The sequence below is a fragment of the Pseudoflavonifractor phocaeensis genome (genome assembly GCF_016901735.1).
Taxonomy (GTDB): domain Bacteria; phylum Bacillota; class Clostridia; order Oscillospirales; family Oscillospiraceae; genus Pseudoflavonifractor_A.
Genome location: NZ_JACLZC010000018.1, coordinates 16106 through 30082 on the forward strand (window position 1 = coordinate 16106; position 13977 = coordinate 30082).

General features: G+C 63.4%; 13 protein-coding genes and 2 riboswitches. Of the genes, 4 read left to right on the top strand and 9 right to left on the bottom strand.

The genetic code is table 11. The features are described from left to right. Positions 1-26: 26 nt before the first annotated feature. The 6 genes from H7U37_RS05725 to H7U37_RS05750 form a co-directional block, all read right to left on the bottom strand. Positions 27-1352 (bottom strand): hypothetical protein, encoded by a 1326-nt coding sequence (locus H7U37_RS05725; protein ID WP_204874325.1) that lies wholly within the window; start codon positions 1350-1352, stop codon positions 27-29. Positions 1353-1392: 40 nt separating this feature from the next. Then, positions 1393-1482, bottom strand: a riboswitch (cyclic di-GMP riboswitch). A gap of 129 nt (positions 1483-1611) precedes the next feature. Beyond that, positions 1612-2418 (bottom strand): HAD family hydrolase, encoded by an 807-nt coding sequence (locus H7U37_RS05730; RefSeq protein WP_204874327.1) that lies wholly within the window; start codon positions 2416-2418, stop codon positions 1612-1614. A gap of 96 nt (positions 2419-2514) precedes the next feature. After that, a complete protein-coding gene (locus H7U37_RS05735; RefSeq protein WP_243413586.1) occupies positions 2515-3096 on the bottom strand; it encodes an energy-coupled thiamine transporter ThiT in 582 nt (193 codons plus the stop codon). A gap of 66 nt (positions 3097-3162) precedes the next feature. Continuing rightward, positions 3163-3283, bottom strand: a riboswitch (TPP riboswitch). 24 nt (positions 3284-3307) lie between these two features. Beyond that, on the bottom strand, positions 3308-4222 hold the full coding sequence (locus H7U37_RS05740) for an RluA family pseudouridine synthase (protein ID WP_204874329.1): 915 nt from the start codon (positions 4220-4222) through the stop codon (positions 3308-3310). Further along, positions 4197-4673, bottom strand: coding sequence for a signal peptidase II (gene lspA, locus H7U37_RS05745; protein ID WP_204874330.1), 477 nt, complete (start codon positions 4671-4673; stop codon positions 4197-4199). Before lspA ends, H7U37_RS05740 begins: the two co-directional genes overlap by 26 nt. 16 nt (positions 4674-4689) lie before the next feature. After that, positions 4690-6510 carry a DEAD/DEAH box helicase gene (locus H7U37_RS05750; RefSeq protein WP_204874333.1) on the bottom strand — a complete coding sequence of 607 codons (1821 nt, stop codon included), beginning with the start codon at positions 6508-6510 and terminating at the stop codon, positions 4690-4692. Between the two features lie 273 nt (positions 6511-6783). Here H7U37_RS05750 and H7U37_RS05755 point away from each other — a divergent pair, with 273 nt between their 5' ends. Next, complete coding sequence (locus tag H7U37_RS05755; RefSeq protein WP_204874335.1) at positions 6784-7248, top strand: type III secretion system chaperone family protein; 465 nt, start codon at positions 6784-6786, stop codon at positions 7246-7248. Positions 7249-7312: 64 nt separating this feature from the next. On the opposite strand, the gene H7U37_RS05760 is transcribed toward H7U37_RS05755, so the two are convergent. Both H7U37_RS05760 and H7U37_RS05765 read right to left on the bottom strand, forming a co-directional pair. Beyond that, positions 7313-7693, bottom strand: a complete 381-nt coding sequence (locus H7U37_RS05760) for a branched-chain amino acid transporter permease (RefSeq protein ID WP_204874337.1) — start codon at positions 7691-7693, stop codon at positions 7313-7315. Next, a complete protein-coding gene (locus H7U37_RS05765; RefSeq protein WP_204874339.1) occupies positions 7687-8403 on the bottom strand; it encodes an AzlC family ABC transporter permease in 717 nt (238 codons plus the stop codon). Before H7U37_RS05765 ends, H7U37_RS05760 begins: the two co-directional genes overlap by 7 nt. Positions 8404-8559: 156 nt before the next feature. Here H7U37_RS05765 and H7U37_RS05770 point away from each other — a divergent pair, with 156 nt between their 5' ends. Continuing rightward, positions 8560-9453, top strand: a complete 894-nt coding sequence (locus tag H7U37_RS05770) for a diacylglycerol/lipid kinase family protein (RefSeq protein WP_204874341.1) — start codon at positions 8560-8562, stop codon at positions 9451-9453. On the opposite strand, the gene H7U37_RS05775 is transcribed toward H7U37_RS05770, so the two are convergent. After that, positions 9441-10772 (bottom strand): MATE family efflux transporter, encoded by a 1332-nt coding sequence (locus tag H7U37_RS05775; protein ID WP_204874343.1) that lies wholly within the window; start codon positions 10770-10772, stop codon positions 9441-9443. The two genes, H7U37_RS05770 and H7U37_RS05775, sit on opposite strands and share 13 nt — an antisense overlap. 182 nt (positions 10773-10954) lie before the next feature. Between H7U37_RS05775 and mnmG the strand changes: the two genes are divergently transcribed. Together mnmG and mnmA are read left to right on the top strand one after the other, a co-directional pair. Then, on the top strand, positions 10955-12823 hold the full coding sequence (mnmG, locus tag H7U37_RS05780; protein ID WP_204874345.1) for a tRNA uridine-5-carboxymethylaminomethyl(34) synthesis enzyme MnmG: 1869 nt from the start codon (positions 10955-10957) through the stop codon (positions 12821-12823). 62 nt (positions 12824-12885) lie between these two features. Beyond that, positions 12886-13899, top strand: a complete 1014-nt coding sequence (gene mnmA, locus H7U37_RS05785) for a tRNA 2-thiouridine(34) synthase MnmA (protein WP_204874347.1) — start codon at positions 12886-12888, stop codon at positions 13897-13899. Positions 13900-13977: the final 78 nt, after the last annotated feature.

Here is a 13977-nt window from a genome sequence, read left to right on the forward strand (position 1 = left end):
CGCTGCGCTGTCAGGAGGGGAGAGGATCAGTCCTCGTCCTTCTCCTTCTTGCCGCGGATGGCGAGGGTCAGGCCGGTACAGGCCAGGCCCACCCCCACCACAGAGAGGGCCACCGCAATGGCGATGTCACCGCGGCTCACATTCATGCCCGTCTGGGGCAGATCGCCCATCGGCATGACGCCGTCCGTCAGAACGACGGTCTCGGTCATGGTCTCCTCCGTGTCCAGGACCGGCTGAACCTGGGCCTCGTCGGACAGGGGAATCTGCGCTTCTTCCAGCTCGGTCATCTCGTCCTGGGGCTCCTCGACGGGCTCCTCAGCGGGGAGCTGGGGCGCAGCGTCCAGGGGGGTCTCTTCGTCCTCGAGAGAGATCTCCTCCTCGTCCAGGTCGGCCTCGTGGCGGATGCCCTCGTGGCCGGTGATGACAGTGGAGCCGGTGTCTCCGGGCTGCTCGGGATCGGTGGTATCATCGGGATCGGGCTTGGTATCGGGATTGGTGTTGTCGCCAGTGTTGTCGCCAGTGTTGTCGCCGGTGTTGTCGCCGGTGTTGTCGCCGGGGGTCAGGGCATCGTCCGAGAGGAAATACTCGGCAAAGGACAGGCCCATGCAGGGGTCATAGCTGGCATAGTTCAGGTCCTCGGCAGGGATGGTGACGTCCACCCACTCAAAGCTCCAGGGCAAATGATAGGTCAGGGTAATGGAGGCAACATCCTCGGGCTGGTGATTGGCAGGGTCGATAGGAGTCGCGGACCAGGTGCTGTAAACATCATTCCAGCCGCTGAGAACCCAGTAGTCATCGCTGAAGTTGAACTTTACGATGTCGCAGGTATAGTCCTCCAGGTCCATGTCCAGCGCCTCTTCGGCGTAGGTCTTGAAGTCAGCCAGCGCGGCGCCGGTCACATGATGCTCACGGACAAAGACCTCATCGGGATAGTCCTCGCCGGGAATCTCCTCCTCGAAGATATCCACCAGCATGTCATCGTCGATGGGAAACTCAGAGTTGTCAGGTTCGGCCACGATCTCCTGATCCACCATCATGTCGTCGTCGATGGGGAACTCAGAGTTGTCAGGTTCGGCCACAATCTCCTGATCCACCATCATATCGTCGTCATTGGGGTCGCCGGGCTCCGCCGTGATGTTGTCCCAGCCGTTGTGGTTGCCGTTGTCGGGCTTGCCGTTGGGCTTTTCGTGGTAGTTGCCGTTCTCGGGGCGGCGCTCCTGCTGGACCAGAACGTCCGCGGGGGTGTTGTCGCTGTGGGTCTGACCCTCGGCGGCGAGGGCGGCGGGGGAAAGCATGCTCAGGGCCAGTACGCCGCTGAGCACCAGGGTAAGGGGTTTCTTATTTGCCATCATCGTTCATTCTCCTCAAAAATTGAAGTTTGAGAATAAACTCAGTGGCGGCCGGACGGGCATAGCGCCATAAGACGCCTTAGCCTCCAAAGCTTTGCGTCCCGGTCTTTCGGCCGGTTTGCCCTTTTACGCTGAGCCGGCCCCCCTTGGGAGGACCGGTTCTCTGTGTGCCGGTTTTATGAGGAGAGTATAACACACGACGGTTACATTTACAGTAACATTTGCTATTAAAATATTAAAAAGTAATCATTCTACGAAACCGTCAATAAATGCCATCCAATACCTGGATAATCTGTGCAATACAGCTCTCATCACAGGAGCTCACCAGCTCCGCCCCCCACTGCTTCACCACCGGGGCGCAGTTGGAGGGGGCGAAGGGAATGGCCGATACCGCCAGCATGGGGATATCGTTCTCATTGTCCCCCACGCAGTAGATGTCCTTTTTGGCCACCCCCAGATGCTCCGCCAGCCGGAGCACCATGCCCCCCTTGGTGCTTCCCTTGGCGGTCACCTCCAGCAAAACGTCGTTGGAAAAGATGATCTCGTAGTATTCCTGCCACCGCCCGGCCATATAGGCCCGGACCTCCTCCAGCACCGCCCGCTCCTGCTGCAAAATCACCTTGGTAAAGGGGGTGGTCATCTGCCGGATGGGCAGCTCCGTACCGGTGCAGCCCGCCCGGCGCAGGTGGTTCCAGGTGACCTGGTTGGGGTTGTGGAGGTAGATGGTATCGCCGTGGTAGGCCTCAAAGCCCACGGCGGGGACGGCGGCGGCGGTCTCCATCAGGTCCTCCCGGATGCGTGGGGGGAGGAAGGTCTCACAGATGGTCTCGCCGGTGCGGAAGTCGTAGATGGCGGCCCCGTTGGAGATGATGACGGGGGCGTTGATGGGGGCCAGGTGGAAATAGCGGGCGAAGGTGGGCCGGGCCCGGCCGGTGGCCACGGTGAAGTAACCCCCTTCCCGGATAAAGTAGGAGATGGCCGCCACGTTTTCGGGGGAGACGGTGCGGTCAGAGCCGTACAGGGTATCGTCAAAGTCGCTGGCCAGCAGGACATTCTGGAATTTTCCCATATCAAAACACCTCTTCTGTGACAAAATACAAAAGGGACCGGACCCCATAACGGGTCCGATCCCATGATACCGTTCCTTGTTTGGTTTGGCAAGTGTTCAGGCCAGGTCCCGGCCGGTGAGGTAGCGGTTCAACGGGCGGTAGAGCACGCCAAAGACGATGAGGCACAGCACCGTGTCAATGAGTACATAGCTGCCGTTATAGGCCAGAGAATACATCCAGGGGCTGGTAAAGGTGGCGTTGAACAGCTCGGTGGGGGCCAGGATGCGGTAAACAGTGATGCCGCTGATAAAGTGCATCACAAACCGGGCAAAGGCGCCCAGCACGCTCCCCCAGAAAATGCCCCACTTGTGCCCCCGGGCCAGACCGGCTGCGCTCAGCACGGCAAAGGCCAGCACATAGTCCAGCAAAATGGACTGCCAGGCATAGCTCACGACCCCTTGGACAAAAATTTGCAAAATTCCAAAAGCAAAACAGCCGATCAGGCCGCTCTTTACGCCCCAGCGGACGCAGAATAGAAAGAGGGGCAGCATCTCCAGGGAGATGGAGCCGCCCTGGGGCAGCTCAAAGAGCTTGATCAGCCCCAGAATGAGGGACAGGGCCACCATAAGGGCCCCCTCGCACAGCATCTGTACCGTCCTGTGATGGATGGGCCGTCTTTTTCCCGCGGTTTTTTCCATATCGGTTCCTCCCAAATAAAAACGTACCGCAGCCCACATCTGATGAGCGGCTGCGGTACGAAAAAACAACACGGACAGCCCCAACTTCCTACGCCGGCATTACCCGGATCAGGTGTGAGGGACACGGGCGGCATGACTACGCCCCGATCTCAGCCGGACTTGACATCCAGCGCCCCTTGGGAACGGTATGCAATTGCTGCGGTCGGGTTGATTATACCATCCTGCGAAGCTTTGTCAAGAGGGCCTCGAACCAGTCGGGGAGGGGACACTCCACCGTCATCTCCTCCCCCGTCCGGGGATGGGTAAAGGTGAGGGTGCGGGCGTGGAGACACTGGCCGGTCAGACCCGGATAGGGGGTCTTGCTGCCGTACACCGTGTCCCCCAGCAGCGGATGGCCGATGTGGGCCATATGGACCCGGATCTGGTGGGTACGCCCCGTCTCCAGCCGGCAGGCGATGTGGGTACAGCCGGGAAAGCGCTCCAAAACGGTGTAGTGAGTCACCGCCCGCCGTCCGGTCTGCCAGTCCACCGCCATTTTCTTCCGGTCGGTGCGGTGGCGGGCGATGGGGGCGTCGATGGCGCCGCTGTCCTCCTTCGGCCCCCCCACACAGACGGCCTCATACCCCCGGTAGAGGGAGTGGTCCTGCAATTGTTCGGCCAGGGCCAGGTGGGTAAAGTCGTTCTTGGCGGCGATGAGAAGCCCCGAGGTGTCCCGGTCGATGCGGTGGACGATGCCGGGCCGCAGCTCCCCGTTGATGCCCGACAGGCTGCCGTTGCAGTGGTAAAGCAGGGCGTTGACCACGGTACCGTCGGGGTGGCCGGGGGCGGGGTGGACCACCATGCCCACCGGCTTGTTGATAACGATCAGGTCCCCGTCCTCATAGACCACATCCAGCGGCAGGTCCTGGGGGAGGACGTCCACCGGCGACGGGTCGGCGATGACCACCGTAATGAGGTCCGCCTCCCTGAGCCGCTCATTTTTTTTCAAAGCCTTTCCGTCCCGGGTGACCTTCCCCTCCTCCAGCAGCTTCTGGGCGGCGGAGCGGGTGAGCTGGGGGAGGGACCGGGCCAGAAAGGCGTCGCACCGCTCGCCGGTCCGGTCAGCGGTGAGAGTCAGCGGAGTCATGGCCGTCCTCCTTCTCCCCGAAGAACAGGTAATACACCACAAAGGAGATCCCGCCGCAGACGATGCAGATATCGGCCACGTTGAAAATGGGGAAGGTGATAAACAGGGTCTGAAACATATCGGTGACGTAGCCGAAAATGACACGGTCGATCAGGTTGCCCACCGCGCCGGCCAGCACCACCGCCAGGGAGCACATGGCCCACCGCTGGGGGAAGGTACGCCGCGCCAGCAGCACCACCAGCAGCACCGACACCACCAGGGAGGTGAGGGTTAGAATCCAGGTGTGCTGATGGAAGATAGAGAAGGCGGCGCCGGTGTTCTGGGCATAGGTGAGACCCAGCACATGGGGGAGAAAGGGAAGCTGAGCGCCCACGGGGATATACAGGCGGACCAGGGCCTTGACGATCTGGTCGGCGGCCACCAGCACGGCGGCCAGGAAAAAATAGAGCATGGCGGAACCTCCCCGGTCAGTCGTCGCTGAGGTAGTAGGGCTTCATCAGGCTGGGCTGCTCGGTGGAGTCCTTCACCGCGCCGGAACGGGGGGCCAGCTCGGGACCGCCCGACCGTCTGGGGGCGTTTCCGCCCCGGCGGCGCTTCTTCTGCCCTCCGCCATTAAGCACCTCCAGCGCGCTGGCGGGGGCGCGCTCCTTGCCCCGGCGGGTTTTCTGTTCCGTCTTGGGCTCCTTGGGCTTCCGGGCCGGCTTGGCCTGCCGGGCAGACTTGGGCTCCTGAGCCGGTTCCTGGGCGGGCTTTTTCCGCTTTTGGCCGGCGCTCTTCTCCCGGACGGTCCGGCTGGAGGTCCGGGGAGCCAGAAGCCGGGCGGTGGCGTCCATGATGACGTCGCCGGCCAGGGGGTCCCGGCGGAAGGCGGGAGAGACCGGCTCGGCGGGCGGGACGGTACGGGGCGCGGTGGCGGTGAGGGCCTCCTCCAGGGTGGCGGAGGCACGGTGGGCCCGGCCCCGGCGCTTCTTTTTCTCCGGCTCCGCCGGTGCGGGCGGGGCAGAGGGAATGGTCACTGGCTCCGCCGGACGCTCGGCCTTGGCGGGGCGCTCACTCTTGCGGCGCTCGGCCTTGCGGGCCCGGGCGGCGGAACGGGCTTCGGCGTCCTCCGGGTTGACCAGCCGGCCCTTCTTGTCCCGGGGCAGGGGGGTGAGCACCTCCATGGGCCAGGGATGGTCCTTCACCTCGGGGATGGGCTTACCCAGCAGCCCCTCGATGGCCTTGAGCTCGTCGGCCTCGTTCACGTCGCAGAAGGAGATGGCGGTGCCGCCGTGACCGGCCCGGCCGGTGCGTCCGATGCGGTGGACGTAGGTCTCGGGCACGTCGGGCAGGTTGTAGTTAAAGACGTGGGACAGCTCCTCGATGTCCAGACCCCGGGCGGCGATGTCGGTGGCCACCAGGGCCTTCACCCGGCCGGCCTTGAAGTCGGCCAGGGCCTGCTGCCGGGCGGTCTGGCTCTTGTTGCCGTGGATGGCGGCGGCGGGGACGCCCCCCTTTTGCAGCTCCCCGGCCACCTTGTTGGCTCCGTGCTTGGTGCGGGTAAAGATCAGGGCGTTTTTCACCCCTCCGGTCATCAGCAGGGAGAGGAGGAGCTTGGTTTTGTTGCCCCGGTCCACCCGGTAGAGCTTCTGGTCGATGACCTCCACCGGGGAGGACACCGGCGTCACCGCCACCCGGACCGGGTCCCGCAGCAGCTGGTCCACCAACTCGGTGACCTCGGGGGGCATGGTGGCCGAGAAGAAGAGGGTCTGCTTGCGCCTGGGCAGCCACTGGAGGATCTTTTTCACATCGTGAATAAAGCCCATGTCCAGCATCCGGTCGGCCTCGTCCAGTACAAAGATTTCCAGCTTGCCGAAGTCCAGCAGCTTCTGCTGATAGAGGTCGATGAGCCGGCCCGGCGTGGCCACCAGGATATCCACCCCCCGGCGGACGGCGTCCACCTGGGGCCCCTGTCCCACGCCGCCGAAGATCACCGCCGAGCGCAGGCGGAGGTTTTTCCCATAAGCCACAAAGCTCTCCTGGATCTGGAGGGCCAGCTCCCGGGTGGGGGTGAGGACCAGGGCGCGGATGGGGCGGAGGCCCCGGGTGTGGGTGGCGGAGAGGCGCTGCAAAATGGGCGCAGCAAAGGCGCAGGTCTTGCCGGTGCCGGTCTGGGCGATGCCCAGCACGTCCCGCCCGTTCAGGGCCGGCGGGATGGCCTGTTCCTGGATGGGGGAGGGCCGCTCATAGCCCAGGTCGGCCAGCGCCCCCAGGATGGGCTCTATGAGGCCGAGAGATTGGAATGTCATAGTATACAAATTCCTTTACCAAATGATTTTCCGGGCGGCGCGCCGCCATGACGCACCCGCGCCCGCTGGCAGGGGGACCAGCGGGCGCGTTGCGATTTGGTTATTAGTATAGCATATTTACCCCCAAAATACAAGCGGCGCGGCGGGACTACTATGACACCGGTTATGACAACCTTTCCTCCCCTTTTGTTCTTGCACGAATAAAACCGATGGTCTATAATGATAGTCTAGGCAGTATCTACAAACAGCAGCTGTGAAGGGAGCGAGCAGATTATGGAATATTCGATTCAGATTGCCAAGTGGGTCAAGCAGTTTTTGGACGAGGACGACTGGCACTATGAGTTCAACGAGGAGAAGGGCACCTTTAACTTCAACCTGAAGCTCAAGGGCAAGCTGCAAAGCGCGAAATACCGCATCCTGGTGCGCAAGTACGACTACTCCGTCTATGTAGTCTGCCCCATGTCCGCCGAGGATTGCCTGCCCCAGATGGCCGAGTTCATCAGCCGCGCCAACTACGGCCTTGCCAACGGCAACTTTGAGCTGGACTTCCGGGACGGCGAGATCCGCTACAAGTGCTTCGTCAACTGCGACGAGACCGTCCCCGGCAAGGAGACCATCAAGGACAGCATCTATGTCCCCGCCCGTATGTTCATGCGCTACGGCGACGGCATCGTGGCCGTCCTCTTCGGCATGAAAACCCCCGAGCAGGCCGTCAAGGACTGCGAGTCCGCCAGCTGAATTCCCGTTACATAAGAAAAACGCCGCCCATCCTCCCGGATGGACGGCGCTTTTTCATGCGCTTCTATACAAATACCCGCTGGATGAGCACCATGTAAAACACCGTCCCGCCGAAGATGGACAGGAGGTTGTTGTGCTTCCAGAGATGGAGGACCACCACCACAATGACCGACAAAAAGGCGGGCAGCCAGCTGCTTACGGCGGCCAGCTCCAGCCCGGTCCCGGCAGAGAACAGGGTCCCCAGCCAGGTGAGGAAATGGGCCTCCCGCAGGCAGTAGACGATGAGCATGGCGATGATGGCCGGCGGCAGCACCCGGCCCAGATAGAGCACCAGGGCAGGGGGATGCTCCCCCCGGTCAAAGAGGAGAAAGGGTACCGCTCTGGTAAAAAAGGTCACCAGCGCCATGACGGCGATGGCGGCGATGGCCTGGGGTACGGTCAGCATAGGATGTCCTCCTTTTCCTGGGTCTCCTGCTTCTGGTCCAGCCGGCCCCGCAGGAGGAGCAGCGCCCCCACCATCACAAAGAGGGCGGGAATGAGCATGTTTTCCGCCCCCACAATGAGCAGGCTGACCAGCGTCACCCCAAAGCCCAGCAGGGCGGGCAGGTGCTGTTTGACGCTCTCCCACTGCTCCACGGCGATGACCACGAAGAGAGCCGTCATGGCAAAGTCCACGCCGGTGGTGTCGATGGGGAGCACCGCCCCCGCCACCGCGCCGATCACCGACCCGGCGATCCAGTAGGACTGGTCCAGAATGGCAATGGCAAAGTAAAAGTTCCGCGGGTCCACCCCCGCCGGAGCCTTGGTGCCACTCAGGAGGGCGTAGGTCTCGTCGGTGAGGGAGAAGATCATGTACAGCTTGCGCTTGCCCATGCCCCGGAATTTTTCCAGCATGGACAGGCCGTAGACCACATGGCGCAGGTTGATGAGCAGAGTCATGAGCGCCACCGTCCCCAGTCCGGCCGCCGTGGCCAGCAGGGTGACCCCCAGATACTGCCCCGACCCGGCGTAAATGGTGAGACTCATGAAAAAGGCCCAGATGAAATTGTAGCCGATCCCCTCCAGCATGAGCCCAAAGGCGATGCCGATGGCCAGATACCCCATCAGCACCGGCAGGGTCACGGGAAAGGCCGCCGCCAGGGCTTTTCGGTCCATTGCGTATCACTTCCTCCGATTTGTTCAACTCGATATTGTACTAAAGTTTTTCCCCGATTGCAAGCCCGTCCGGCTTTTTTCCGCCGGACGGTTGTTTTTATCAAAAAAAACGCTATAATAATACTCTGATATGCTGAAAAAGGAGGAAACGGTCCCATGCGCCGTATGCTGTTTATCTACAACCCCCATGCCGGCAAAGGATACGTCAAAAATCACCTGGCGCTCATTCAAAACGCCTTTGCCCGTGCCGGCTGGCTCATCGTGGCCCACCCCACTCAGGCGCCGGGCGACGCCAAGGATACCGCCGCCCTCCTGGGCGGCTGGGTGGACCGGGTGGTATGCTGCGGCGGAGACGGCACCCTCCACGAGGTGGTCAACGGCCTGATGGCCCTCCCCAGCCGGCCGGAGATCGGCTACATCCCCACCGGCACCACCAACGACTTCGCCCGCAACCTTCAGCTCCCCAGAAGCCTGGAGGGCAAGGCGGAAAACGCCGCCGGAGGCGTTCCCAGACCGGTGGATGTGGGCCGGTTCAACGACCGATGCTTTATCTATGTGGCCGCCTTCGGCGCCTTTACCGACGTCTCCTACGATACGCCCCAGGGCTTTAAGAGCGTCTTTGGGCACCTGGCCTACGTCCTGGAGGGCGCCGCCCGGCTGCCCAGCCTCCAGGCCTACCATTTGCAGATCACCTGGGACGGCGGGACGGTGGAGGACGATTTCCTCTACGGCATGGTGAGCAACACCATCTCGGTGGGGGGCTTTCAGAGCAGGGAGCAAAAGGATGTCCGGCTGGACGACGGCCTTTTTGAGGTCTTGCTGGTCCGCTTTCCCCAAAATCCCGCCCAGGTGCAGAGCGTACTGGGCTACCTCATGCAGGGGGGGAAGGGAGACGCCGACGGCATGGTCCTCTCCCTGCGCACCGCCCTGCTGGAGGTGGAGGGAGAGGTCCCCGTCCCCTGGACTCTGGACGGCGAGTACGGCGGTGACCCCCAGTCGGTGTCCATCCGGGTGGAGCGGCAGGCCGTGTCCATCGTTTACGGCAAGTGAGCCTCCCGTAAGCTCCGGCGGCTGCGGCGGAGGAACAGCCAGGACACCGCCGCAATGACCAGCTCGGCGGCCGGCATGGCCCACCAGAGGGCCTCCGGCGCGATACACACAGGCAGCAGCACAATCAGCGCGCCGCTCACCGCCAGCCCCCTGCTGACCGACAGCCCCAGCGCCACCGGCGCCGCCATCACCGACTGGAAGTAGTAGGGCATGAAGATATTGAAGGGGAGCAGCACATAGGAGAGGGCATAGACCCGGATGATGTCCGGTGCGATGTCCAGCACCGCCTGGGTGGGACGCATAAAGAGGCGCACCATCCCTCCGGGAAACAGCTCATTGGCGGCGCACCACACCGCGCCCAGGACAAAGGCCGTCCCGATGGACAGTCCCAGCACCCGCCGCACCCGGTCGTATTTCCCCCCGCCGTAGTTGGTGGACAGGAGGGGCTGGGCGGCGTTGCCCACGCCGTAGGCACAGGACTGGACCAGGATGGTCACGTTGGCAATGACGCCGTACACCGCCAGGGCGTCGGACCCGAAATACCGCATGATCTGGTTGTTGAACAGGGTGGACAGCACCCCCACTGCTATGTCGGTGAGGAAGCTGGACGCGCCGGAGGCGGTCACCCGGCCCAGTACGGCCAGGGGACGCTCCACCCGGCGGAAGCGCAGGGTGCATTTGGGGGAGATAAAATGGGTGCACAGCACCAGAAAGGCCACCAGCTGCCCCAGCGCCGTGGCCAGACCCGCCCCGGCAATGCCCATGTCACAGGTGAACACAAAGAACACATCGCCGCATATGTTGCACACACCTCCGGCGATCACCGCCAGGGTAGCCTTCTGGGGAGCTCCGTCGTTGCGCAGGAAGGTGCTCAGCAGCTGCCCCACCAGAAAAAGCGGAGCGGCCAAAATCACCCAGTCCACATACCGCTGGGCCAGGGGCAGCAATTCGGCCGACGCGCCGAACAGGGTGAGCAGCTCATCCCGGAAGAGGAACAGCCCCGCCCACAGCAGCGCCGCCGCGCCGCAGCCGCCGAAAAAGGCCACCGTCCAGTATTGGTCGCCCCGTTCCTTGTCGCCCGCGCCACGGGCGGTGCTCATCAGCACCGCGCCGCCCACCCCGAACAGCATTCCTAGGCTGAAAAACATGCTCCACAGCGGCATGATGACCGCCAGCGCCGCCGCGCCGTCAGGTCCCTCATACTGTCCCACCACGATGCAGTCCACCAGGGCGTAGATGGAGGTGATGAGGGAGCTGCCAAAGCAGGCGGCCAGATAGCGAAAATAGAGCGGCTTGATGGGCCGCGTCAAGAGATCCACTGCCTTTTCATCCTTTCCGTCTGATGGTTTGCGGAAGGTTCAAAAAAACCGGATAAGACCGAAGGCCGCGCCCCCCATCTTATCCGGTACCCAAGATACCCTCCGATGACGGAACTTATCCTAGCATAGTCCCCACCCAAAGTCAATAGGGGCATTTTCTGCGCGCATAGGGAGAGAATACCATGAATTATCACGCCGGAACTTACGATATCGCGGTCATCGGCGCCGGACACGCCGGCATCGAGGCCGCCCTGGCCGCCGCCCGCATGGGTCTGGAGACCATCTGCTTCACCGTCAACCTGGACGCGGTGGGCAATATGCCCTGTAATCCCGCCATCGGCGGCACCGGCAAGGGCCACCTGGTCCGGGAGCTGGACGCCCTGGGGGGTGAGATGGGAAAAGCCGCCGACGAGGCCTGCATCCAATACCGGGTGCTCAACAAGGGCAAGGGGCCGGCGGTGTGGTCCCTCCGGGCCCAGGCCGACCGCCGCCGCTATCAGGAGCGGATGAAGCACACCCTGGAAAACCAGCCTCACCTGTGGGTCAAACAGGGGGAGGTAACCCAAGTCCTCACCGACGAGACCGGCGCGGTCTCCGCCGTACGCACCGCCACCGGCGCCACCTACGCCGTGAAAGCCGCCGTCATCGCCACCGGCACCTATTTGGGCGGGCGGACCATCACCGGCGAGGTGGAGCGCACCTCCGGCCCCGACGGCATGGCCGCCGCCCTGGCTCTTACAGACTCCCTCCGGAGCCTGGGCCTTACCCTCCGGCGCTTCAAAACCGGCACGCCTCCCCGCATCCACCGCCGCAGCGTGGATTTTTCCAAAATGGAGCTGCAATTGGGGGACGAGATCCCCGTGCCCTTTTCCTTTTCCACCCGGACCCCGCCGGAAAATCAGGCCGTATGCTACCTGACCTACACCAACCAGGCCACCCACGACGTGATCCGGGCCAATCTCCACCGCTCGCCCCTCTTTTCCGGCGTCATCGAGGGGGTGGGCCCCCGTTACTGCCCCTCCATCGAGGACAAGGTGGTCCGCTTTGCCGATAAACCCCGCCACCAGCTCTTTTTGGAGCCCATGGGGCTCAACACCGAGGAGCTCTACTTGCAGGGCTTTTCCTCCTCTCTCCCGGAGGAGGTACAGGCGGAGATGCTCCACACCATCCCCGGCCTGGAGCACGCCCAGATGACCCGGGCCGCCTACGCCATTGAGTACGACTGCGTGGACCCCACCGAGCTGCGCCCCACCCTGGAGTGCAAGGCGGTTCCCGGCCTCTACGGCGCGGGACAGTTCAACGGCTCCTCCGGCTACGAGGAGGCGGCGGTGCAGGGCTTTGTGGCCGGTGTCAACGCGGCGCTGAAGATTTTGGGCCGTCCGCCCCTCATCCTCCGGCGGGACCAGGGCTATATTGGGGTACTCATCGACGACCTGGTCACCAAGGGTACCAACGAACCCTACCGCATGATGACCTCCCGGACGGAGTACCGCCTCCTCCACCGGCAGGACAACGCCGACCAGCGCCTGGCCGCCATCGGCCATACTCTGGGCCTGGTGGACGACGCATTTTATGGGCAGGTGGTGGAAAAATACGACCGGGTGGACCGGGAGGAAAAGCGGCTGGAGCACACCGGCGCAGCCCCGTCGGCGGCGCTGGACGAGATGCTTTCCGCCCACGGAGAGCCCCCCGCCCCCAACGGAGCCCGGCTGGCCGACCTGCTCCGCCGGCCCCGCATCGGCTACGACGACCTGGCCCCCTTTGACCCCAACCGCCCGGACCTGCCGGCGGCGGTCCGGGAGAGCGTGGAGATCTCCGTCAAGTACCGGGGTTATATCGAAAAGCAGCTGCGCCAGGTGGCCGAAATGCGCCAGCTGGAGGAAAAGCCCCTCCCCGCCGATTTGGACTACCTGCACATGGAGGGCCTGCGGCTGGAGGCCCGGCAGAAGCTGGACCGCATCCGCCCGCTGAACATGGGTCAGGCCAGCCGTATTTCCGGCGTCAGCCCGGCGGACATCGCCGTTCTGCTGGTGGCGATGCAGAAAGAGTAACGCGTGAAAAATGGAGCGTGGAGATATCTTCCGTGTATCCATCCACATAAAAAGGAGCATGTATGAAAGAAAAGCTGGTATTGGGCCTTTCCGGCGGGGTGGACTCGGCGGTGGCCGCCCGGCTGCTGGCCCGGGACTATGACGTGACCTGCCTGTGGCTGGACATCGGCCTGGGCGGGGAGGAGGACGCCGCCGCCGTGGCCCGGTCCCTGGACTTACCCTTCCGCAAGGGGGACATCCGTTCGGCGCTGGAGCGGGAGGTCTGCGCGCCCTTCGCCGCGGCCTATCAGGCGGGCAAAACCCCCTTGCCCTGCGCCATGTGCAATCCGGCGGTAAAATTCCCCGCCCTGCTGGCCCTGGCCGGCGAGATCGGCGCGCCCTATGTGGCCACCGGCCACTACGCCCGCAGAGACACCGGCCCCGACGGACGGGCCCGGCTGCGCAAGGGCAAACCCGCCAACGATCAGTCCTATATGCTGGCCCGTCTGCCCCAGGAGATTTTAAGCCGGTGCGTCTTTCCCCTGGGGGACTACGAAAAGACCGAGGTGCGGGAACTGGCCCGGTCCTTCGGCATTCCGGTGGCGGACAAGCCGGACTCCATGGAAATCTGCTTCATCCCCGACGGGGATTACGCCGCCTGGCTGGAACGCCGGGGTTTTTCCACACCGGGGGGGAATTTTGTGGACAAAGAGGGCCACATCCTGGGCCGCCACAAGGGCATCCACAACTACACCTTAGGACAGCGGCGGGGGCTGGGGGTGTCGGGTCCCCACCGGTATTTCGTCTCCGCCATTCGCCCCGACCGGGCGGAGGTGGTGCTGTCCGACGGCTCCGACCTCTACGTCTCCCGGGCCCGGTGTACTGCCCTCAACTGGGTGGCGCTGCCCGGATTGACCGAGGACCGGACGTGCACGGTGCGCTTCCGCCACTCCAAGGCGGAGACCGAAGCCGTTCTCCACCCGGACGGGGAATTTGTGGACATCTCCACCCTGACGCCCGCCCGGGCCCCCACCCCGGGCCAGCTGGCCGTCTTTTATGAAGGCGACATCGTGCTGGGCAGCGGCTGGATCGTATGAAAAACGCGGACGTCCCTGTTTGGGGATGTCCGCGTTTTTTGAAAAGGAATTGCTACTGTTGATGCCTTATTTTTATTT

Coding starts and splice junctions, on each gene's coding strand:
- H7U37_RS05725 (WP_204874325.1), bottom strand. CDS start 1,352: ATGATGGCAAATAAGAAACCCCTTACCCTGGTGCTCAGCGGCGTACTG.
- H7U37_RS05730 (WP_204874327.1), bottom strand. CDS start 2,418: ATGGGAAAATTCCAGAATGTCCTGCTGGCCAGCGACTTTGACGATACC.
- H7U37_RS05735 (WP_243413586.1), bottom strand. CDS start 3,096: ATGGAAAAAACCGCGGGAAAAAGACGGCCCATCCATCACAGGACGGTA.
- H7U37_RS05740 (WP_204874329.1), bottom strand. CDS start 4,222: ATGACTCCGCTGACTCTCACCGCTGACCGGACCGGCGAGCGGTGCGAC.
- lspA (WP_204874330.1), bottom strand. CDS start 4,673: ATGCTCTATTTTTTCCTGGCCGCCGTGCTGGTGGCCGCCGACCAGATC.
- H7U37_RS05750 (WP_204874333.1), bottom strand. CDS start 6,510: ATGACATTCCAATCTCTCGGCCTCATAGAGCCCATCCTGGGGGCGCTG.
- H7U37_RS05755 (WP_204874335.1), top strand. CDS start 6,784: ATGGAATATTCGATTCAGATTGCCAAGTGGGTCAAGCAGTTTTTGGAC.
- H7U37_RS05760 (WP_204874337.1), bottom strand. CDS start 7,693: ATGCTGACCGTACCCCAGGCCATCGCCGCCATCGCCGTCATGGCGCTG.
- H7U37_RS05765 (WP_204874339.1), bottom strand. CDS start 8,403: ATGGACCGAAAAGCCCTGGCGGCGGCCTTTCCCGTGACCCTGCCGGTG.
- H7U37_RS05770 (WP_204874341.1), top strand. CDS start 8,560: ATGCGCCGTATGCTGTTTATCTACAACCCCCATGCCGGCAAAGGATAC.
- mnmG (WP_204874345.1), top strand. CDS start 10,955: ATGAATTATCACGCCGGAACTTACGATATCGCGGTCATCGGCGCCGGA.
- mnmA (WP_204874347.1), top strand. CDS start 12,886: ATGAAAGAAAAGCTGGTATTGGGCCTTTCCGGCGGGGTGGACTCGGCG.